Source organism: Flavobacterium psychraquaticum (assembly GCF_034497725.1).
In the GTDB taxonomy this organism is placed as follows: Bacteria; Bacteroidota; Bacteroidia; order Flavobacteriales; family Flavobacteriaceae; genus Flavobacterium; species Flavobacterium psychraquaticum.
Map to the genome: position 1 here is coordinate 784,413 of NZ_JAXKVR010000030.1, position 21,287 is coordinate 805,699.

The 21,287-nt window shown below is 33.3% G+C and carries 25 protein-coding genes and 1 riboswitch; of the genes, 13 read left to right on the top strand and 12 right to left on the bottom strand.

From position 1 onward, the window contains the following. Positions 1-45: 45 nt before the first annotated feature. The 6 genes from T1L09_RS13385 to T1L09_RS13410 all read left to right on the top strand — a co-directional run bounded on the left by T1L09_RS13385 (position 46) and on the right by T1L09_RS13410 (position 6,881). A complete protein-coding gene (locus T1L09_RS13385) occupies positions 46-672 on the top strand; it encodes a 4'-phosphopantetheinyl transferase family protein (protein ID WP_322551472.1) in 627 nt (208 codons plus the stop codon). Then, the gene (locus tag T1L09_RS13390; protein WP_322551473.1) at positions 672-1,385 is read left to right on the top strand and encodes a phosphoglycerol geranylgeranyltransferase; all 714 of its coding nucleotides are present in this window, start codon (positions 672-674) and stop codon (positions 1,383-1,385) included. Before T1L09_RS13385 ends, T1L09_RS13390 begins: the two co-directional genes overlap by 1 nt. Before the next feature lie 6 nt (positions 1,386-1,391). Further along, complete coding sequence (pnuC, locus tag T1L09_RS13395; RefSeq protein WP_322551474.1) at positions 1,392-2,000, top strand: nicotinamide riboside transporter PnuC; 609 nt, start codon at positions 1,392-1,394, stop codon at positions 1,998-2,000. Continuing rightward, positions 1,976-4,072, top strand: coding sequence for a DUF4301 family protein (locus T1L09_RS13400; RefSeq protein ID WP_322551475.1), 2,097 nt, complete (start codon positions 1,976-1,978; stop codon positions 4,070-4,072). The genes pnuC and T1L09_RS13400 overlap by 25 nt, the downstream gene beginning before the upstream one ends. Beyond that, the gene (gene arfB / locus T1L09_RS13405) at positions 4,065-4,466 is read left to right on the top strand and encodes an alternative ribosome rescue aminoacyl-tRNA hydrolase ArfB (RefSeq protein WP_322551476.1); all 402 of its coding nucleotides are present in this window, start codon (positions 4,065-4,067) and stop codon (positions 4,464-4,466) included. The genes T1L09_RS13400 and arfB overlap by 8 nt, the downstream gene beginning before the upstream one ends. A gap of 234 nt (positions 4,467-4,700) precedes the next feature. After that, positions 4,701-6,881 carry a TonB-dependent receptor gene (locus T1L09_RS13410; RefSeq protein WP_322551477.1) on the top strand — a complete coding sequence of 727 codons (2,181 nt, stop codon included), beginning with the start codon at positions 4,701-4,703 and terminating at the stop codon, positions 6,879-6,881. 42 nt (positions 6,882-6,923) lie between these two features. Here T1L09_RS13410 and T1L09_RS13415 read toward each other — a convergent pair whose 3' ends face one another. Continuing rightward, entirely contained in the window at positions 6,924-7,346 is a 423-nt protein-coding gene (locus T1L09_RS13415) for a Rieske (2Fe-2S) protein (protein ID WP_322551478.1), read from the bottom strand. 156 nt (positions 7,347-7,502) lie between these two features. Here T1L09_RS13415 and greA point away from each other — a divergent pair, with 156 nt between their 5' ends. From greA to T1L09_RS13430, 3 genes are read left to right on the top strand one after another with little or no spacing between them, the layout of a single operon-like run. Beyond that, the gene (gene greA / locus T1L09_RS13420) at positions 7,503-7,979 is read left to right on the top strand and encodes a transcription elongation factor GreA (RefSeq protein WP_322551479.1); all 477 of its coding nucleotides are present in this window, start codon (positions 7,503-7,505) and stop codon (positions 7,977-7,979) included. A gap of 2 nt (positions 7,980-7,981) precedes the next feature. After that, positions 7,982-8,371, top strand: coding sequence for an HIT family protein (locus T1L09_RS13425; RefSeq protein ID WP_322551480.1), 390 nt, complete (start codon positions 7,982-7,984; stop codon positions 8,369-8,371). A 40-nt stretch (positions 8,372-8,411) separates the two neighbouring features. After that, on the top strand, positions 8,412-9,581 hold the full coding sequence (locus tag T1L09_RS13430; protein WP_322551481.1) for a transglutaminase domain-containing protein: 1,170 nt from the start codon (positions 8,412-8,414) through the stop codon (positions 9,579-9,581). Here T1L09_RS13430 and T1L09_RS13435 read toward each other — a convergent pair whose 3' ends face one another. Next, on the bottom strand, positions 9,582-10,730 hold the full coding sequence (locus tag T1L09_RS13435; RefSeq protein WP_322551482.1) for an ATP-binding protein: 1,149 nt from the start codon (positions 10,728-10,730) through the stop codon (positions 9,582-9,584). Positions 10,731-10,926: 196 nt separating this feature from the next. On the opposite strand from T1L09_RS13435, the gene T1L09_RS13440 reads away from it, so the two are divergent. The 4 genes from T1L09_RS13440 to T1L09_RS13455 all read left to right on the top strand — a co-directional run bounded on the left by T1L09_RS13440 (position 10,927) and on the right by T1L09_RS13455 (position 13,527). Continuing rightward, entirely contained in the window at positions 10,927-11,802 is an 876-nt protein-coding gene (locus tag T1L09_RS13440; RefSeq protein WP_322551483.1) for a flavin reductase family protein, read from the top strand. 12 nt (positions 11,803-11,814) lie between these two features. Continuing rightward, a complete protein-coding gene (locus tag T1L09_RS13445) occupies positions 11,815-12,192 on the top strand; it encodes a DUF3127 domain-containing protein (RefSeq protein WP_322551484.1) in 378 nt (125 codons plus the stop codon). Between the two features lie 131 nt (positions 12,193-12,323). After that, complete coding sequence (aat, locus tag T1L09_RS13450; RefSeq protein ID WP_322551485.1) at positions 12,324-12,959, top strand: leucyl/phenylalanyl-tRNA--protein transferase; 636 nt, start codon at positions 12,324-12,326, stop codon at positions 12,957-12,959. Between the two features lie 94 nt (positions 12,960-13,053). Beyond that, the gene (locus T1L09_RS13455) at positions 13,054-13,527 is read left to right on the top strand and encodes a hypothetical protein (protein WP_322551486.1); all 474 of its coding nucleotides are present in this window, start codon (positions 13,054-13,056) and stop codon (positions 13,525-13,527) included. Positions 13,528-13,588: 61 nt separating this feature from the next. Here the strand turns inward: T1L09_RS13455 and T1L09_RS13460 are convergent, their stop codons facing one another. The 10 genes from T1L09_RS13460 to T1L09_RS13505 all read right to left on the bottom strand — a co-directional run bounded on the left by T1L09_RS13460 (position 13,589) and on the right by T1L09_RS13505 (position 21,236). Next, the gene (locus tag T1L09_RS13460; RefSeq protein WP_322551487.1) at positions 13,589-14,299 is read right to left on the bottom strand and encodes a HesA/MoeB/ThiF family protein; all 711 of its coding nucleotides are present in this window, start codon (positions 14,297-14,299) and stop codon (positions 13,589-13,591) included. Positions 14,300-14,308: 9 nt separating this feature from the next. Next, positions 14,309-15,430, bottom strand: a complete 1,122-nt coding sequence (thiH, locus tag T1L09_RS13465) for a 2-iminoacetate synthase ThiH (protein ID WP_322551488.1) — start codon at positions 15,428-15,430, stop codon at positions 14,309-14,311. An 18-nt stretch (positions 15,431-15,448) separates the two neighbouring features. After that, positions 15,449-16,219 (bottom strand): thiazole synthase, encoded by a 771-nt coding sequence (locus tag T1L09_RS13470; RefSeq protein ID WP_322551489.1) that lies wholly within the window; start codon positions 16,217-16,219, stop codon positions 15,449-15,451. Beyond that, the gene (locus T1L09_RS13475; RefSeq protein ID WP_322551490.1) at positions 16,206-16,829 is read right to left on the bottom strand and encodes a thiamine phosphate synthase; all 624 of its coding nucleotides are present in this window, start codon (positions 16,827-16,829) and stop codon (positions 16,206-16,208) included. The genes T1L09_RS13470 and T1L09_RS13475 overlap by 14 nt, the downstream gene beginning before the upstream one ends. After that, positions 16,822-17,577, bottom strand: a complete 756-nt coding sequence (locus tag T1L09_RS13480) for a hydroxymethylpyrimidine/phosphomethylpyrimidine kinase (protein ID WP_322551491.1) — start codon at positions 17,575-17,577, stop codon at positions 16,822-16,824. Before T1L09_RS13480 ends, T1L09_RS13475 begins: the two co-directional genes overlap by 8 nt. Next, positions 17,550-18,134 (bottom strand): thiamine phosphate synthase, encoded by a 585-nt coding sequence (locus tag T1L09_RS13485; protein ID WP_322551492.1) that lies wholly within the window; start codon positions 18,132-18,134, stop codon positions 17,550-17,552. The genes T1L09_RS13480 and T1L09_RS13485 overlap by 28 nt, the downstream gene beginning before the upstream one ends. Continuing rightward, on the bottom strand, positions 18,134-19,957 hold the full coding sequence (gene thiC / locus T1L09_RS13490) for a phosphomethylpyrimidine synthase ThiC (RefSeq protein ID WP_322551493.1): 1,824 nt from the start codon (positions 19,955-19,957) through the stop codon (positions 18,134-18,136). The genes T1L09_RS13485 and thiC overlap by 1 nt, the downstream gene beginning before the upstream one ends. A 70-nt stretch (positions 19,958-20,027) precedes the next feature. Next, positions 20,028-20,234 (bottom strand): sulfur carrier protein ThiS, encoded by a 207-nt coding sequence (gene thiS / locus T1L09_RS13495; protein WP_322551494.1) that lies wholly within the window; start codon positions 20,232-20,234, stop codon positions 20,028-20,030. 66 nt (positions 20,235-20,300) lie between these two features. Further along, positions 20,301-20,398: riboswitch (TPP riboswitch) on the bottom strand. A 51-nt stretch (positions 20,399-20,449) separates the two neighbouring features. Then, positions 20,450-20,671 carry a VF530 family protein gene (locus T1L09_RS13500; protein ID WP_322551495.1) on the bottom strand — a complete coding sequence of 74 codons (222 nt, stop codon included), beginning with the start codon at positions 20,669-20,671 and terminating at the stop codon, positions 20,450-20,452. Positions 20,672-20,675: 4 nt separating this feature from the next. After that, the gene (locus tag T1L09_RS13505; protein ID WP_322551496.1) at positions 20,676-21,236 is read right to left on the bottom strand and encodes a DNA-3-methyladenine glycosylase I; all 561 of its coding nucleotides are present in this window, start codon (positions 21,234-21,236) and stop codon (positions 20,676-20,678) included. Between the last annotated feature and the right edge of the window lie 51 nt (positions 21,237-21,287).

The window sequence follows — 21,287 nt, forward strand, 5'->3', positions numbered from 1 at the left end:
TGAATTGTTTAGTATTCTAATGGTTTGAAATACAATAAAATATAAATGCCTTTCTATCAATCTATACAAATTAACGAAACTACAAACGCACATTTTTGGGAGATAAACGAAGATGTAACTTCGTTATTTAGAGCTGTTTCGTTAAAAGATACTTCGCTTTTTCGATTAGAATCGATGAAATCGGAAGCCCATCAATGTGGTTTTTTAGCTGTGAGAATGTTGTTGCAACATTTAGGTTATACCGATTTTGATTTAACTTATGATGAATTTGGAAAACCTCATTTAAGCGACGGAAAACACATTTCTATTTCGCATTCTCACGAATTTTCATGTATTTGTATCAGTGATGTTGTAATGGGAATTGATTTGGAAAGACTAAAAGAAAAAACCCTTAAAATAGCACCACGGTTTATGGATGTATTTCATCTTGAAAATCTTTCTGTTGAAGAACAAATTCAAAAAGCAACGGTGATTTGGGGTGTAAAAGAATCCATTTTTAAAATTAAGAACGAAAAAGGCATTAGCTTTCCCGAACATATTTCGGAACGTAAATTTGATTTAAAAGACGGAAGTTGTACTGCGGAATTGCGATTTAATAACCAATTAGAAACGTTCTCCATTCAATTTTATACCGTAGAAGGATATATCTTTGTTTGTGCAATTCCAAATTAATGACGATATACGAAAACATACTTCAGGCAAAAGCAAAAAACGAAAAGTTATTAGCGATTTTAATCGACCCAGAAAAGGTAACGGTTGAAGACGCTATTATTTTGGCTAAAAAAATTAAAAATTCGCCCGCAACGCATATATTTGTAGGCGGAAGTACTTTTAGTGGTTCGCATTTAGGCAAATTAATTACTGTTTTAAAGCAAAAAACTAATTTGCCAACATTAATTTTTCCAGGACATCCTTTCCAAATTTCGGAGGAAGCGGATGGGATTTTGTTTTTAAGTTTGCTTTCTGGAAGAAATCCGGATTATTTGATTGAACACCAAATCAATTCGGTACGAATTTTAGAACAAACCAACTTAGAAGTAATTCCAACGGCTTATTTATTAATAGATGGTGGAAAGGAAACAGCGGTGCAAAGCGTTAGTCAAACAAAACCGATTGCTCACAGTGATATCGAATTAGCTTATAGAACTGCTAAAGCTGGAGAATTGTTAGGAATGAAGTTAATTTATTTGGAAGCAGGAAGTGGTGCTAATCAAAACGTTTCGTTAGAAATGATAAAATATATCACAGAAAACTGTAAAATTCCTGTTATTGTAGGCGGAGGAATTCGTTCGATGCAAACCATTCAGCAAGTTTATGATTCAGGAGCGGATTTGGTTGTGATCGGAACTGCTTTTGAAAACGACTCTAATTTTTTTAAACAATAAGAAAATATGTTCGAATTTTTATTTTCACAGTACAAGGAATACGAAACAATTGATGTTGTATTAGAAATTATTGGTGTTTTGTTTGGATTAGCCAGTGTGCTTTTTGCCAAAAAAAATAACATCCTCGTTTATCCCACGGGAATTATCAGTACGATTATTTTTGTCTATTTGTTGAATAAATGGGGATTAATGGGCGATATGATGATTAACATCTATTATACCACAATGAGTATTTATGGTTGGTATTTATGGTCGCGAAAATCAGATGATAAGCCAGAATTGCCAATTACAAGTGTAACCTCAAAAGAAATTTATTATGGGGTTTTATTGTTCATTCTTACAGTTGTTTTTGTCTTATTCGTCTACAATTATTTTGACAAATTCACACATTGGACGGCTTATGTAGACACTTTTACAACAGGGATTTTCTTTGTAGGAATGTGGTTAATGGCAAAAAGAAAGTTAGAAAACTGGATCCTTTGGATAATAGGAGACTTAGTTTCAATACCTTTGTATTTTTACAGAGGATACACGTTTACAAGTATGCAATATGCAATTTTTACAATAATTGCAGTTTATGGTTATATCGAATGGAAGAAGAATTTAAACAAATAAGATCAAATATTATAAAAATTGCAATGTACGGACCAGAAAGCACAGGTAAAACTACGCTTTCTACACAATTAGCCGCACATTATAATGATGGATGGATTCCTGAATTTGCACGCGATTTTTTACAAGAAAAATGGAATAAAAATCAGGAAGTTTGTACCGAAGAGGATTTGATAGCAATCGCTATTGGTCAGACTAAAATAGAGAATGAGGCCGTTTCAAAAGCTAATAAATTGTTGTTTTGCGATACTAATTTATTAGTGACTAAAGTATTTTCAGACATTTTTTACGAAAGATGTGAGCCTATTTTAGAACAAGCAGCTAAAGAACACGAATACGATTTGATTTTTCTTACTTATATCGATGTGCCGTGGGAAGCTGATGATTTACGCGATAGTCCAGAAGATAGAGAAAAGACATTTAAGACCTTTGAAAATGCCATTATAAAAAACGGAAATCCGTATGTAAAAATTCAAGGGAATAAAGAAGAACGTTTCATAAAAGCAGTTCAAATTGTTGATGAGCTAATGCTTGCTAAAAATTTAGGATTTTCTTCGAGTGACTTTGTAACTATTTACAACAAGGGAATTTCGATGGAAATTATTCAAAAACAGCTTACTTTCTTTAAAGAAGGATTTGCTAAAATAAATTTGGTTCGATCTGCACTAAAAAAAGATGGAATTAACGTTTATAGTGAAGAAGAAGTTCAAAAGTATATCGCTTTTTTCGACGATAATATAGAAAAACATACCATTGAAAAGTTTGTACCCGCTTCAGGTGCTGCAACCCGAATGTTTCAATTTTTATTGGAATTTATTAATGAATTTGATGTTGAAAATGATACTATAAATTCGTATATCAACCATAAAAAGTGTCCTAACTTATCCATTTTTCTAGTTGGATTGAAGAGTTTTCCATTTTATCAAGAGTTGAAACAAAAAGCGATTGATATTTATCCGGATTATTATACCAAAGAAAAAGAAATAAGAAGTTATTTTTTAATCAAAACATTGCTTTCAAAAGAGCATTTTGACTTTGCAAATAAACCGAAAGGAGTTTTGCCGTTTCATCAAAAAGAAGATAAAGTACTTTCGCCAATTGAAGAACATATAAAAGAAGCGGTATTTTACGAAATTCCAAATCAAAAAACGAGAATACATTTTACTGTTTCTCCGGAACATCAAAGTGCATTTGAAGAAATAACGAACAAATACGATAACGTTGAGGTATCTTATTCTTTCCAACAAGAAAAAACAGACACTTTAGCAGTTACTACTCAGAACAAACCTTTTAGAGATAGTGATGGAAATTTGGTTTTTAGACCTGGAGGTCACGGTGCTTTAATAGCCAATTTAAATGCACTTTCTTCGGATACTGTCTTTATTAAAAATATTGATAATGTGTCGCAAAATCATATTGCTGACATTGTAAAATATAAAAAGTTGATTGGTGGAATTTTATTTCATTTACAACAACTGATTTTTGGATATTTGAATGATTTACAACGAGAAGATGTTACCGATGAAAAAATAAAAGTAATAAAAGAATTTGCACAAATGGAATTGCATTTGGTTTTGCCTAATGATTTTGAAAGGTATGAAAAAGCATCCCAAATTGAATACTTGTTTGAAGAATTAAACCGTCCAATTCGCGTTTGCGGAATGGTTAGAAATGAAGGCGAACCCGGTGGTGGACCTTTTTGGGTAAGAAATGAACAAGGAAAAGTTTCACTTGAAATTGTTGAAACTTCTCAAATTGATTTAGCCAATGAACAACAAGCACAAATTGTGAATAATGCCACGCATTTTAATCCAGTTGATTTAGTTTGCGGTTTGAAAAATTACAAAGTTGAAAAGTTTGATTTAATGAAATTTGTGGATCAAAATACCGGTTTTATTGTTTCCAAAAACACAGAAGGCCATTATTATAAAGCTTATGAATTACCAGGATTATGGAATGGTGCAATGGCTAATTGGATTACCGTTTTTGTAGAAGTTCCGTTAGTAACATTCAATCCAGTAAAAACGATTAATGATTTATTAAAACCGGCCCATCAACCTGAAAATAATGGATAAAGCAATATTACTTTCAGAATTGAAATTCAAAGCAGTCAGAAGCAGCGGTGCAGGCGGACAAAATGTAAATAAAGTGTCGTCAAAAGTCGTCTTGTCTTTTGATTTGGCTAATTCTTCGGGCTTGACCCAAGAAGAAAAAGAACGATTGCAAATTAAAATCGCGAATAAACTTACGCAAGAAGTTGTTTTAATAATCACTAGCGAAGAAGATCGAAGTCAATTCAAAAATAAAGAAATTGCAATAAAAAAGTTTTTAAAAGTGATTGAAAATGGCTTAGTAGTTCCAAAAGAGCGAAAAGAAATCAAAGTTTCAAGAAGAGCTAAAGAGAAACGGCTGAATGCTAAAAAAGTAATGAGCGTTTTAAAACAAAACCGAAAAAAGCCTAATTTTTAATATCAATTTTTTTGAATTTTGATATTGCAATTGTCGTTGCAATTGATTTACTTTGCCCTGTCTCAAAGGGGTGCTCTAAATAACGAGCTGAGATCATACCCATAGAACCTGGGCGGGTAATGCTGCCAAGGAAAACAGACAAAATACCAATGTGCACGTTGGTGTTAGTCTATAGAATCAATTTTAATTTTTAACCAAGAGTAATTGCCCCTTTTATTCGTATTTATTTTACGAATGAAAACTTTATTCACAATTCAAGGCTACAAAGCCACAAAGAGTAGGACATTTTTTAGTCTATCGATTTTTCTTTTCGGTCTATCTGCTTCTGCACAAGAAACACCATCGGATTCTCTAAAAGTACAGCAACTTAAAGAAGTCACCGTTTCTGCTATTCGAGCAAAAGACAAAAACCCAATTACTTTTACCAATGTTTCAAAGGAAGAAATTGCACCGCGTAATCTTGGGCAAGACATTCCTGTTTTATTAAATTACGCACCATCAGTAGTAACGACAACTGATGCGGGTAATGGCGTAGGTTATACCTATATGAGAGTTCGAGGTTCAGACGGTTCGCGAATTAACGTAACGCTTAACGGAATTCCCTTCAACGACAGTGAAAGTCAAGGAACATTCTTCGTGAATTTACCTGATTTTGCTTCGTCCTTAGAAAGTGTTCAGTTGCAAAGAGGCGTTGGAGCTTCGACCAATGGTGCAGGAGCCTTTGGTGCGAGTTTGAACATGCAAACCAAATCGTATCAAGAGAAGTCGTTTGCTGAGGTTGCTAATTCCATTGGAAGTTTCAATACCAGAAAGCACACTTTGTCTTTTGGAACGGGTTTGCACAATAACTTCGAGCTAAATGGAAGGATTTCCAATATTGCTTCTGATGGTTATATTGATCGTGCTTCAACGAATATGTTCGGTTATTTTTTCAATGCGAATTATGTTACCGAAAAGACTTTAATTAAAGCGATTGCTTTTGGTGGGAAGGAAAAAACCTATCAAGCTTGGAACGGATTGGAAGATCCAGATAAGTTGAAAAACGATCGAACCTTCAATTCAGCGGGAATGTACACGGATGAATTCGGTAATATTCAATTCTACAGTAATGAAAATGATAATTATTGGCAAAATCATTTCCAACTGCATTGGTCTGAAAATTGGTCTGAAAACTGGGTTTCAAACATCGCGTTGCATTATACGACCGGAAAAGGGTATTTCGAACAATACAAAGAAGATCAAAAATTTTCAAGTTATAATTTGCCTAATTTCGGAGGAAACATTAGAACTGATTTAGTTAGAAAACGCTGGTTAGACAATGATTTTTTTGGTACTACATTTTCTCTGAATTATAAAACTCAGGCGACTAATGTTTTATTTGGAGGAGCGGTAAATCGGTATTTAGGAAATCATTTTGGTGAAGTAATTTGGACGCAATATTATGTACCCAATCCAAATCGTTATTATGATAATTTTGGAAATAAGGACGATATTAATGCTTACGTAAAGCTTTCGCAAAATTTAACCTCTAAATTGAATTTATACGTTGATTTGCAATATCGAATGGTATTTTATGAAGCGACAAGTGTGAAGTTTGCCGATGTAAATGATACGTTCAAGTTTTTCAATCCAAAAGCAGGTTTAAATTACGAATTAGATGATAGAAACTCCTTTTATAGTTATTTCGGAATTGCAAATAAAGAACCAAGAAGAGATGATTATGAAAGTGGTGCCATCAAACCAGAACGTTTGTATGACTATGAATTAGGTTGGAAATACAATGGTAAAAAAGCAAAAATTTCAGCCAATGTTTTTTATATGAATTATGAAGATCAATTGGTTTTAACCGGAGCTTTGAATGATGTAGGCTCTCCAATTTTTACCAACAGCGGAAAAAGTTATCGTTTAGGACTGGAAGTAGAATCCGTTATTGCGATTACCGATAAAATTATTTTAAATCCGAATGTTACGTTGAGTCAAAACAAAAACCGAGATTTTTATTTCGAAGGAAACGGTATTCTTCAGGATTTAGGAAATACAAATATTGCTTTTTCACCAAGTATAATTGCAGGAAATCGTTTGACTTTTTTACCAATTAAAAACTTCGAATTTTCAATATTATCGAAATATGTAGGCGAACAATTTATGGGAAATATCGATGTGGAATCTTCTAAGTTAGATGCCTATTTTGTAAACGACTTAAATGTTTCCTACGATTGGAAAATCAACAAAGGGATTAAATCAATAGTTTTCTCCGGATTAGTTAACAATGTGTTTGATTTAGAATATGAATCAAATGGTTATTTCTACACGTATGATGATGATTCTTCAGGAAATATTATTACCTATGGAGGAGCTGGTTATTATCCGCAAGCCGGAATTAATTTCCTATTAGGCGTAACGCTTAAATTTTAAATACAAATAAAAATCCTGATGAACAACATCAGGATTTTTATTTTAGTTATATACTTTCAGAGAAGATGCATTGAGTTGTTCTACTCGATATTGTTTCATTCGATATTCTTTTCCTGGAGCTTGTCCGGTAAATAGACTATAAATAGCGTCGTCACACGGGCAAACAACATTAATTCCGCTTAAAGTCATAGTAGAGCAACTACTTAATGCCTGATTTGGACAAGCGGCATCAAAAGCTACATAACCGCTTCCGGTGTTGAAAACAAAAATGCCCCTAATACCAGCACTACCATTGTTGATATAAACAGCGTTACTTGGAAATTGTAAGTTGCTATATTGAGGTAAAGATAAATTGATGTTTAGACTAAAACTATAACTGGGTAAATACGGATTATTATTGCTGAAGTTTTCTTTATCACACCCGAAAAACAACGGAATTACGAACAAGATTAAGTGTTTTTTCATAGAATTTTAAATAGTAATTGAAAAACAAATTTAATTAATTACTTTTGAGAAGCATTATACAATGTCATAAATAAATATTAAAAAATAAATCACTATCTTTGTGAGTAGGAATCCCATGCAGTTGGGATTTTTTCTATTTATATAAACGATGAAGTTATGAGTACAGTATCTTATTACACAGCAGAAGGGTTAAAAAAATTAAGAGACGAATTAGACCAACTTAAAAGTATAGAAAGACCAAAAGCCTCGCAGGACATTGCAGAAGCGCGCGATAAAGGAGATTTATCTGAAAACGCAGAATACGATGCCGCAAAAGAAGCACAAGGATTGTTAGAAATGAGAATTTCTAAAATGGAAGAAGTAGTGTCAAATGCGCGCTTAATTGATGAATCACAGTTAGATTTATCTAAAGCTTTGGTTTTGTCTAATGTGAAGATTAAAAACCAAGCTAATGGTATGGAAATGACCTACACATTAGTAGCAGAAAGCGAAGCTGATTTAAAAACAGGAAAAATTTCAGTAACTTCTCCAATTGGAAAAGGGTTACTAGGAAAATCTGTAGGTGAAGTGGCCGAAATTACGGTGCCAAATGGAACCTTGAAATTTGAAGTATTAGAAATCACAAGAGACTAATTATGTCAAGTATTTTTACCAAAATAATAAACGGGGAAATCCCATCTTTTAAAATAGCCGAAGACGATAAATTTTTGGCTTTTTTAGATGTGAATCCAAATGCAAAAGGGCATACTTTGTGTATTCCAAAACAAGAGATTAATAAAATCTTTGAAATGGAAGAAGATTTATATTTGGAATTAATGGCTTTTTCTAGAAAAGTTGCCATTGCAATTGAAAAAACGATTGATTGTAAGCGTGTTGGAATGGCAGTTGTAGGTTTAGAAGTGCCACACGTTCACGTGCATTTAATTCCATTACAAGATATGGACGATATGCGCTTTGCAAGAAAAGTTAGTTTATCTCCAGAAGAATTTCAACAGGTAGCAAAACAAATTGCAGCTAACTTATAAGTAAAACACCTTCGGGTGTTTTTTTGTTTAAAATTAGTTTATGAAATATTTTATTTACTTTTTATTCGTACAAACTTTAGCTTTCTCACAAGTAAAGAACACTTATTTGCCTGTTGAAAAGTTGATGAGGTCAATTCCAGTTAATCAAACGAATTCCGCACAAGAAATTGCAAAATACATTCAAGCTAACTTCAAAGGCGAAGAACTGCAAATCAAAGCTGCTCATTTTTATGTGGCCACAACCATTTCTTATGATGTTGCGCATAATTTCTCGACCGAATTATTGAGTAGCGATGAAGATTTTGTTACCAAAGCCTTAACGTCAAAAAAAGGAGTTTGTATTCATTATGCGAAGTTGCTAAAAGCGATTGTGGATGAATTAAATTATCCGTGCGAAATTATTGCGGGTTACACCAAACAGAACAATCAAATTGCAAAGCTTTCTCATGCTTGGTGTGCGATTAAATTTAAAGATAACAATTGGTATATTTTTGATCCAACTTGGGATTCGGGCTTTGTAAATAATGGAAAGTTTACCAGAAATTTAGGTTCTAAATATTACAAACAACTTCCTATCGCAAGTCTTAAAACGCATATGCCATTTGACTATTTATGGCAATTTTCCAAAGAACCCATTTCAAATCAAGAGTTTTACAATGGAAAAACCTTTGAAGGAAAGCCTAAAATGAATTTCAATTATCAGACAGAAATTGATAAATATTTGAAGTTGTCTTTGATTGATCAAGCATTTGAAGCTTCGGAACGTATTGAAAGAAATGGATTACTAAACAATTTAATTCTAGAAGAATATAATTTCAAAAAGAATGTATTTTCGGTAACGCAACAAAATACAAACATTGAAAAATTAAATGAAATCATTGAAGAATATAACATCGCGATCACACTTTTAAACGATTTTATAATTTATAGGAATAAAGAATTTACACCAACATATTCTGATGGAATTTTGTTAGAAATGATAAAAACACCTAGAGAACAACTCGAAAAAACTAAGAAAGAAATATTTAGCTTAGGAACAGTTGGAAAGGAAAACGCTTCTAACTTCAATGCTTTAAAAGCAGCAATTAGCGATGCAGAAAAGCAAGCACAAGAACAAGCTGCTTTTGTAAAAGAATATGTTTCTAAAAGTAAAAAAGACCGTAAAAAGATGTTCAGAAAAATAACGTGGTTTGGAATACCAATGAACTAGTTAAGTTGTTTTAAAGCTAATTTGCATTGTTGTTCCTTTTCCAATTTCCGATTGAACTACTTTAATTTTACCTTTGTGGTATTCTTGCACAATTCTTTTGGTCAAGGATAATCCCAATCCCCAACCACGTTTTTTGGTGGTAAATCCGGGTTCAAAAACTTTATTGAATTGATTTTTCGGAATTCCTTTTCCAGTATCCGAAATTTTGATCTTTACAATATCTTCTAATTCCGAAATGTTGATGGTAAGATGACCTTTCCCTTTCATCGCATCTATTGCATTTTTGATTAAGTTTTCAATTGTCCAGCTGTGTAATGCCGGATTTATCGCTACAAAAATTGGTTGTTGAGGTGCCGAAAAATTAAAAACCACTTGTTTAGAAACACGAGATTGTAAGTAGTCAACCGTAGTTTTGGTATCTTCAATAATATCTCTTACTTCTAAAACTGGTTCACTTCCAATTTTTGAAAAACGATCGGTTATAGTTTGTAAACGCGTAATATCTTTTTCTATTTCTTCAATTGTACTTTCTTCAACATTTTCCATTTTTAAAATTTCCAACCAACCTATCAAAGAAGATAACGGTGTTCCAATTTGATGCGCCGTTTCTTTTGCCATTCCTGCCCAAAGTTTATTTTGAGTAGACATTTTTGTAGCTTTATAAAAGTTATAAACAACTGCTCCAAACAAGATAATAATCAATAACAAGGCAATTGGATAATATTTTAATTTATTCAAAAGAGGTGAATTGGCATAATAAACCAATTGATATGCATTTTCAGACAATTCCATTCTAATCGGTTGATTGTCGTTTCGAATTGAATAAAAGTATTTCTTAAGTGTGATGCTGTCTTTTGTAGCGCTTTCTTCAATATTGTTATGACTGATGATTTGGTCGTTACTAGTGGTTACAATCATCGGGATCGTAGCCGTATTACTAATAATTTGAAACGGTAAATCAATGTCGGTATTTTCATTGGCATTTGCCAACGTTTTTTGAGCATTCACCCAAATTTCCATTTTTGCTCGTTCTTCGGTTTTAAAAATTTGGAAAAAATTATAAGTATTCCAAAGTATTAAAATTACAATGAAAAAAGAAGCTAAAATGATAAACCAACGAGTAATATTGCGCCTTTCGGAAAATTGCATAAATCAAGATTTGATGTAAAAATACTAAAAATCAATTGATTTTGGAGCCTAAAGATTTTGGATTTTCATAAGTATAGATTTTTCTAATTTTTCAGTAATTTCGAATTTATTTCAGATAAAAAATATAAATTTTATTATTGAAATTGCAATTGATTTTTGAAATTCTTCTTATTATCTTTGTTAAAAATAATTCCGTATGTTAACCATTGATCCGAAAGAAATTGCACCTGCAAAATTACAAGCCTATCTTCAAACTGCTGTAGCACCAAGACCTATTGCGTTTGCAAGTACAATCGACAGCAACGGAAATCCGAATTTATCGCCGTTTAGTTTTTTTAATGTATTCAGTTCTAATCCGCCGATTTTGATATTTTCACCCGCTCGAAGAGTACGTGATAATACTACAAAACATACGTTGATTAATGCTCAGGACACGAAAGAAGTGGTGATTAATGTGGTAAATTATGACATCGTACAACAAATGTCGTTATCAAGCACAGAATATCCAGATGGCGTAAATGAGTTTGAAAAAGCTGGATTTACGATGTTAAAATCGGATTTAGTAAAACCTTTTCGCGTTGCTGAAAGTCCAGTGCAATTTGAGTGCAAGATTAAAGAAATAATTGCTTTAGGCGATCAAGGAGGAGCAGGAAATTTGGTAATTTGTGAAGTGATGAAAATTCACATTCACGAAGCAGTTTTAGACGAAGCGGGAATGATTGACCAACGTAAAATTGATTTGGTTGCCCGAATGGGAGGAAATTGGTACAGCCGTTCAAATGAAGGAATGTTTGAGGTTGAAAAACCACTAACTACTTTAGGAATTGGTGTAGATATGATTCCCGATTTCATCAAGGAAAGTTCATTTTTCAACGGAAATGACTTGGGTAAATTAGGAAACATAGAAAATATCCCAACCGAAGAAGAAATTAGTATCTTTGTCAAAGAAAATTTTGAAGTAAAAGCAGTTTTATCTTCAGATGATTCTGATACAATATTTCAAAAAGCAAAAGAATATGTCGATAATGGAAAAGCTTTAGACGCTTGGAAATTATTATTAGCAATAAAATAAATTAGTAGAATTATGGAAGTTTTAGGAAAAGTAAAAGTGATTAATCCGGAGCAACAAGTAAGTGCTTCGTTTAAAAAAAGAGAACTTGTTGTAACCACTGAAGAGCAATATCCGCAGCATATTATGATTGAGTTCACACAAGATAAAACCGATTTATTAAACCAATACAATGTTGGAGAACAAGTAAAAGTTTCAATCAATTTAAGAGGAAGAGAATGGGTTAATCCACAAGGAGAAACTAAATATTTCAATTCAATTCAAGGTTGGAGAATCGAAAAAATGCAAGCAGAAGCACCAGCAGCACCACAAATGCCGCCAATGCCAGCTTCTCAAGCTTTTGAACCTGCAACAAATTTCAAAGAAGAAGAACACGACGATTTACCTTTCTAATCGAAGTATAAAAATCAAATTCCAATATTTAAAATCCAAATTCCAAATGTTCTCAAAAGGCATGTATTGGGATTTGGATTTTCTTTTTTGATTTTTGAAATTGCCATTGAACTTGCCATTGATTTTTGAACATGTACTATTTATCTAAAGATTTATATTTTCCAGCTGTTGAAACTGCTTCTCCTGAAGGAATTGTTGCGGTTGGTGGCGATTTGTCTCCTGAGCGATTGCTTTTGGCATATAATTCGGGCATATTTCCTTGGTTTGAAGATGATGAACCTATTTTATGGTGGAGTCCGCCAGAGCGAATGGTATTGTTTTTTGAAGATTTAAAAATTTCGAAAAGTATGCGAAACATTATCAATCAGCAAAAGTTTAAAGTTACGTTCAATACGGCTTTTAGAGAAGTAGTTTTAAATTGTAAAAAAATAGCTAGAAAAGACCAGCCCGGAACTTGGATTACTGATAATATGGTGGAAGCCTATTGCAAATTACACGAAATGGGAGTTGCTAAAAGTGTTGAAGTATGGGAAAATGACGAGTTAGTCGGTGGACTTTATGGTATTGATTTAGGAACTATTTTCTGTGGCGAAAGTATGTTCTCCAAAGTGTCCAATGCTAGCAAATTCGCTTTTATCGCGTTAGCAAAACAATTAGAAATTGCGAATTATAAATTATTGGATTGCCAAGTTTATAATCCGCACTTAGAAAGTTTAGGTTGTGTTGAAATTGATCGAGCAGATTTTCTTGAAATTTTAAAACTATGATTTTAAGTACCTTGTAATTTTTAGTTGAAAGTTTTATTTTTGTGGCACAGTTGTTGAAAATGCTAATTTAAGAACCCAATTAAATTAGAACAATATGGACCTAGCCAATTTAAACCGCTTCAAAATAAAAGTAATAATCACTGCTACTTTTATATTTTTATTTACCCTTCAAGGAATTGCGCAACGCGTAAGTGTTAATATCAATGTGAACTCGCGTCCTCAAGTTTATGAAAAACATTATGAAGTTTATGAAGAACCGGGTTATTACTATTATCCTGAAATCGAATCTTATTTCGATGTTGGTTCTTCAGTTTTTATTTATTTTGAAGGAGGAAATTGGATAAGATCAAGAAATTTACCTCGATATTACAGTAATTATGATCTTTCTCGAGGCTACAAAGTAGTTATTGATTATCACGGAAGAGATCCATATCACGACTTTTATTCGCACAAACAAAAATATAAATGCAAACGATATGATTCATGTTGTGAGCGAAATTATAAACATAAATGTTATAAGAAAAAGCACAAAAAACATCACGATAACGATGACGACGATGATGATTAGTAATAAGTTTTGAGTTAGTTATATAAAAAAGGAATTGTTATTGAAACAATTCCTTTTTTTATTAGAATTTTAATTTTAAAAAACGCCATTCGAGGGTATTGAAAACTATAAATTCATTTGTTAAACAAGGTAATCCAGATATTATTTTCAAAGTTTCATGTGCCATCATAGTTCCAATAATACCTGGTAATGTTCCAAGTACACCGTTCAAACTGCAATTAGGAACATCTTCAGGGTTTGGCGCTTCGGGAAATAAATCACGTAGATTTTTACTGCCTTTATAATTGAAAACACTAACTTGACCTTCAAACTTGAAGATACTGCCATAAACTAGCGGTTTTTTTAACTTCATACAAGTGTCATTTACTAAATAACGCGTGGTAAAATTATCACATCCATCGACTATAATATCAAATGGGCTTAGAGTTTTCTCGCAATTTTCCAAAGTAATTTTTTCTTCGAACGCAATGAAATTTAAATGCGGATTGAGCTTTTGCAACTTATCAATAGCCGTAGCAACTTTTGGCAGTTCAAGATCATTTTCGGTGTAGAGAATTTGTCGATGTAAGTTAGACAATTCAACATGATCATAATCTACAACACCTATTGTTCCCACGCCAGAGGCTGTTAAATATTGCAATATAGGACAACCTAAACCGCCAGCTCCAATAACTAAGACTTTTGAATTTCTTATTTTTTCTTGACCATTGGTGCCGATTTCCGGCAACTGCATTGGTTTCGTATAACGTAAGTAATCGTGAATAGCAAGCATTTCTTAAATTTATAGGCGGTGATTAAAACTTTTATCCCAATCTTTCCAAACGGGTTCGTAACCTTTTTGGCGAATTATCGTGGAGATTTCTAAGGCTGAGCGATCATCATTGGTTTCAAATTGTTCTAAAGATTTTTTGTCAACGCTATAACCACCCGGATTCGTTTTTGAACCAGCACTCATTGTTGTAGTTCCCAAAGGAATAATATTGTCTCTAAATTTTTCATTTTCACGAGTCGAAATAGAAATCTCTAAATCAGGATTCCAGATCCGATAAGCACAAATTAATTGCGTTAAATCTTTGTCGTCCATTACGAAGTTTGGTTCTATCATTCCTTCTGCAGGTCGAAGTCTTGGAAAAGAAACGGAATACTTAGTTTGCCAATAGGTTGTTTGAAGATAGTTCAAATGTAAAGCATTAAAAAAACTATCTGTTCTCCAGTATTCTAACCCCAGTAAAACGCCTAAGCCAATTTTATGAATTCCGGCTTTACCAATTCGATCCGGCGTTTCTAGCCTAAAATCAAAGTTTGATTTTTTACCCTTTGGATGATATTTTTTATAAACTTCTTCATTATAAGTTTCTTGATACACTAAAACCGTATGTACACCGGCATTATGCAAAGCGACATATTCTTGTTCGCTAAGCGGTTGTACCTCTACCGAAATTGTAGCAAATTGCTTTTGAATCAATTCAATTGCATTTAGAAAATAATTGATATTTACAGTATAATTTGCTTCGCCTGTAACCAACAAAACATGATCAAAACCTGCTTCTTTCAGCACTAAAACCTCTTCTTTTATTTCACAATCCGTTAATGTTTTTCGTTTAATTTTATTGTCTAAACTAAAACCGCAGTAAGTACAAATATTTTGACATTCGTTACTTAAATACATGGGGGCATACATTTGGATCGTTTTTCCAAAACGTTGCTTTGTAAGCATGTGACTTTTTTGTGCCATTTCTTCCAAGTAGTTTGTTGCGGCGGGAGAAATGAAATTTATAAAATCATCAAGATCGCATTTCGTTTTCCTAAGACTTTTTTCGACGTTATCTGCAGTTGCACTTAAAATCCGTTCCCCGATTACGTTCCAATTATATTTTACGAATAGTTCTTTAAAGGTGTTCATGTGGTGATTTTTTACAAACTAGTTATTTAAAAATGAAGTTAAAGGACTGGATGCTTGAGCGGTATTTGAAACAGATCCCAATTGAGCTTCGAATGCTTTTCTACCAGCGATAACTGCTTGCTTGAAAGCTTCTGTCATTAATTTTGGATTTTGTGCTACTGCAATTGCTGTATTTACAAGAACTGCATCGGCACCAATCTCCATAGCTTTTGCTGCATCGGAAGGAGCACCAATTCCCGCATCAATAATAACTGGAACTTTACTTTGTTCAATTATAATTTCTAAAAAATCGATTGTTTTTAATCCTTTATTACTTCCAATGGGTGAGCCCAATGGCATAACTGCGGCTGCTCCCGCATTTTCTAATAATTTGCACAAAACAGGATCAGCATGAATATAAGGCAGGATTATAAAACCAAGTTTAGCTAATTCTTCGGTAGCTATTAATGTTTCAATTGGGTTTGGTAACAAGTATTTTGGATCGGGATGGATTTCTAGTTTTAAGAAATTTGTTTCGAAAGCCTCTCTCGCTAATTGTGCTGCAAAAATGGCTTCTTTTGCATTTCGGGCTCCCGAAGTATTTGGCAATAAGTTAATATGTGCATGTTTTAAATGAGCAAGAATGGAATCAGTTTGTGTTTCTAAATCAATGCGTTTTAAAGCTACGGTAACTAATTCACTTCCAGAGGCTAAAACTGCTTCTTCCATTTGTAAATTAGAACCGAACTTCCCTGTTCCTAAAAATAAGCGAGAAGTAAAGGTCTTATCTGAAATTTTAAATGTTGACATATAATTTTTCTTTGATGGTTGTTGTTATTTTTGGTTGGTGGGTAAGTAAGCCAGAAACGGCAATACCATAAATAGCGGTATCTAGTAACAATTCAATAGCTGCTAATTCAATACCTCCAATTGCAATAATTGGAATCTTAATTTGCTGTTCTTCCATTTGATATAGAATGGTTTTGTAACCTTCTAACCCTAAAATTGGACTTAGGTTTTCTTTAGTTTTTGTGAAGCGAAATGGACCAAGACCTATATAATCGCAATTTTCAGTGGCTCGTTGTTTTATATGTTCGAATGTATTTGCTGTTCCTCCAATAATTTTTTGCGTTCCAAGAATAGCACGAGCATCTTTAATTCGCATGTCATTTAAACCTAAATGAACACCATCTGCATTTAGTTGATAAGCTAAATCAACTTTGTCGTTAATTATAAAAGTAGCGTCAAATTGTTCACAAAGCTGTTTTGTTTTTTCAGCAACAGTGTGAAGTTCCTTAGTATTACCGTTTTTAAAACGCAATTGAATCCAATTGCAACCGTTATCTAGTATTTTCTGAATGTTATACAATTGTTCTTCAACCGTATTTCCTTGCGATATATAATGTAGTTTACTAATCATAATGATAGCCTAAAAGGGTGGTGTTAGAAGTTAGAAATTTTTCAATATAGATTTTAGACGTTTTACAAGCTGTAATAATATCAAAACCTAAGGCTATATTTGCTGTAATTGAAGCTGCGAGAACACATCCCGAACCGTGTTTACTGGCCGAAATCTCAGTTGTAGGCACTAATGTTATAATTTGGTCAGCTATAAAAAGAGAATCTGTTCCCAAAGCCATTAAATTATGACCGCCTTTTAAAAGAACTGCACAAAACTTAGAAAACGATTTCGCATTATATTCAGCGGATTGGTTTGGATCACCTAAACGTAGAATTTCATCGTAATTTGGCGTAATTAAATCGATTTGCGTTAAGATAGCGTGAAGTTTAGTTTGATTATCAACAGTTAAAAAATTAAATCCTGTACTGGATTTTAATACTGTATCCCAAATAATCTTTGTATTCGGTGCTATTTTTTTAATTGTAGCTACTATTTTTTCCAAATATTCCAAAGAAGGAATAATACCAATTTTCACAGCTTTTATTTCGTATTTCTTAAAAACCGTTTCAATGGATTCTGTCACAAATGTTATAGAAATCCATTCCATTTTGACGAAATTATTATCCGTTTGAATAGTATTTCCCGTAACAATTGCAAAACCATACACCAGATGTTTTTCAAAGGTTTTAATATCTGCTAAAACTCCAGCACCACCGGAAGGATCAAAACCAGCAATAGTTAAAGTGAAAGGACGATTGTTTGACATTTTTTAAAATTTTCTAATGGATTTGTAGTGTTCCAGATGGTTCCAAGTAACGCGACAGCATTAAAATGAAGTAACGTTTTTTGAATGTTTTCAGCTGAAATTCCACCTAAAGCAATAAGCTTGATGTGCGTATTTTTTCTGTTTTTAATCGTTTCAAACACGTTTTTTGTAGGCTTGTAATTTTCTTTAGATAGACTTGGGTAAACGGGACTCAAAAAAGCATAATCAAACAGATTGCTTAGCTTATTAAAATCTTCAATGGAATGAACCGATGTTGATAAAATCATGTCTCCTTTTTGACAATATTCGGGAATGTTAATTCTGGCTTTTTCTGTAAAATGAAGCCTTTTTATATTAAATTCCATTGCCAGAATATGATGTTGGTGTAATACTAATCTCGAATGATATTTGGAATCTATTTTAGAAATAAAAGCCTTTAATTCGATTGCTGTACTAGTTGGTTTTCGAATATGTAACAAAACCAATCCTTCTTCAAATAATTGTTGGATTATCTGATGTTCATTAACTACTGAAGAATGACTGGTGATGACTATCATTATGAATATAATTCTTTTCCGTTTTCTATAAATTCTTCCGACATTGCTTTCATACCTTCTTCGGCTTCAGCTGATTCTCTAATTTCTTGTGAAATTTTCATAGAGCAGAATTTTGGTCCACACATCGAGCAAAAATGAGCAACTTTAGCACCATCTGCAGGAAGCGTTTCATCATGAAATTCTCTTGCTGTAACTGGGTCGAGTGACAAATTAAATTGATCTTCCCATCGGAATTCGAATCGAGCTTTACTCAATGCATTGTCTCGGTATTGCGCTCCTGGATGCCCTTTAGCTAAGTCAGCAGCATGTGCAGCAATTTTATAAGTAATTACACCATCTTTTACGTCTTTTTTGTTGGGTAATCCTAAATGCTCTTTTGGTGTTACGTAGCACAACATTGCGCAACCGTACCAACCAATCATTGCCGCTCCAATTGCAGATGTAATGTGATCATAACCAGGTGCAATATCTGTAGTTAATGGGCCTAATGTGTAAAATGGTGCTTCTGAACAATGTTCTAATTGCTTTTCCATGTTTTCTTTAATCATATGCATTGGCACGTGACCAGGTCCTTCAATAAATACTTGTACATCATGCTTCCAAGCAATTTTTGTTAATTCTCCTAATGTTTCGAGTTCAGCAAATTGTGCGGCGTCATTAGCATCCGCTATTGAACCAGGACGTAAACCATCGCCAAGAGAAAAAGCAATATCGTATTGCTTCATGATTTCGCAAATCTCTTCAAAATGAGTATATAAGAAATTTTCTTTATGATGAAATAAACACCATTTTGCCATAATTGACCCACCGCGCGAAACAATTCCTGTAACTCTATTGGCGGTTAAGTGAATGTATCGCAAAAGGACACCTGCATGAATCGTGAAGTAAGAGACTCCTTGTTCAGCTTGCTCAATAAGTGTGTCTCTAAAAACCTCCCAAGTTAAATCTTCTGCAACACCTTTTACTTTTTCTAACGCTTGATATATTGGCACTGTCCCTATTGGAACTGGAGAATTACGGATAATCCATTCTCTAGTTTCATGAATGTTTTTACCGGTGGATAAATCCATAATTGTGTCAGCTCCCCATCTGCAGGCCCAAACAGCTTTTTCTACTTCTTCCTCAATGCTAGAAGTCACGGCGCTGTTTCCAATATTTGCATTGATCTTTACTAGAAAGTTCCGCCCTACAACCATAGGTTCACTTTCTGGGTGATTTATGTTATTCGGAATAATTGCACGACCAGCAGCAACTTCAATACGTACAAATTCAGCAGTAATTTTACTTTTAGGCGTATTTGCTCCAAAACTTTCACCTTGGTGTTGGCACTGCATCGCCTTTGTTTGTTGTTCTAGTAACTCAATGCGTTGGTTTTCGCGGATGGCAATATATTCCATTTCAGGAGTTATAATTCCTTGCTTGGCGTAATATAATTGCGAAACGTTAGCGCCTTTTTTAGCACGCATTGGTTTATGTAAATATTCAAAACGCAAATGGTCTAATTCACTATTTACTAAACGTTCTTTGCCGTAATTAGAAGAAATTCCGTCTAATTCTTCTACATCGCCACGCTCTAAAATCCACTGCGCACGTAAGCGCGGTAATCCCTTTTTTACGTCAATTTCAATAGTTGGGTCGGTGTAAGGTCCGGAAGTATCATAAACTGTGACTGGTGAATTTTTCTCTATTCCTCCTTTGGCTAATTTGGTGTCGGATAATACAATTTCCCGCATCCCCACTTTAATAGGATGAATCACGCCGTCGACATACACTTTTCTGGAATTTGGAAAAGGTTCTCTTGAAATCTGTTCTTCGTTTGTCATAATTATGTTTTAAATGTTGTTTTAAAATTTAATAGCTAAATGCAATAATCAGAATAGCTGACGCTTGTTTTTAGCCGCCTTGAGTAGCGGTAATAATTAAAATTTCATCGGAAGAAGAAAGGGAAAAAGTTATCCATTCACTTTTGGAAACCACAGTTTGGTTCACAGCAATAGCAATTCCATTTTGCTTTTCGGGAAGTTCGAAATCGATAAGTTCTTGGATTGTAAGTGATTTACAATCAAAAGTTTTGTGTTGGTTGTTGATTTTTAATTCCATTCCTCTTACTGAATTTAGTATATAGTTATACTTTAGGAATGGCTACAATGGTACATGGATGTACAAAGAAGTCATCTTACTTTTCCCTACGCTAGTATGAACTAGATCAGGTTCAGAGGGTAAAATCTCAGCCTGTAAAATTACAGACACCCCTAAAGTGAAGAGCAAATGTAGTGTTTTTTGTTTGGGAAAAACAAGTAATTTCTTTTAAATGCTTAGTTTTTGTTTATTTTCGGTAAAGTTCTTACATATAAATCCTCTACTTTTTTTCTCGCCCAATCTGTCTTTCTCAAAAAAGTTAAGCTCGATTTTACAGATGGATTTTCTTTAAAACATTTGATATTAATCAATTCTGCAAGCGTGTCAAAGCCATAGAAACTAACTAGTTGTTCTACGATGAATTGTAGGGTTTTTCCGTGAAGTGGGTCGTTACTCATTTTTTTATTTTCTTGTAAAACATTCCGTTATATGATCATTTACCATTCCGGTTGCCTGCATGTGTGCGTACATTACGGTTGATCCTGTAAATTTGAAGCCTCGTTTTTTTAAATCTTTACTCAAGGCATCTGAAATTGAAGTTGTGGCAGGGACTTCGGTTAAGGATTTGAATTTGTTATCAATTGGTTTTCCATCGACAAATCCCCAAATGTATTTTGAAAAACTTCCAAATTCTTCTTGCACATTTAGAAAAGCACTTGCGTTAGAAACTGTGGCTTTTATTTTTAATTTATTTCGAATTATTCCAGTATCTTCTGCTAATTCAGCTATTTTTATTTCTTTATAGTTTGCTATTTTGTGATAATCAAATTGGTCAAAAGCTTTTCTAAAATTTTCTCTTTTTGCTAAAACGGTATACCAACTTAATCCCGCCTGAAAAGTTTCCAAAATTAAAAATTCAAAAATAGTAGCATCATCATAAACCGGTTTTCCCCATTCATTATCATGATAATTTCGATATAAATCATCTTTCTCACACCAAGCACATCTTGTTTTAGTTTCCATTTTTTGTAATTTAAATTACAGCTTATTTATTACAATCTCGTTATATGCTTT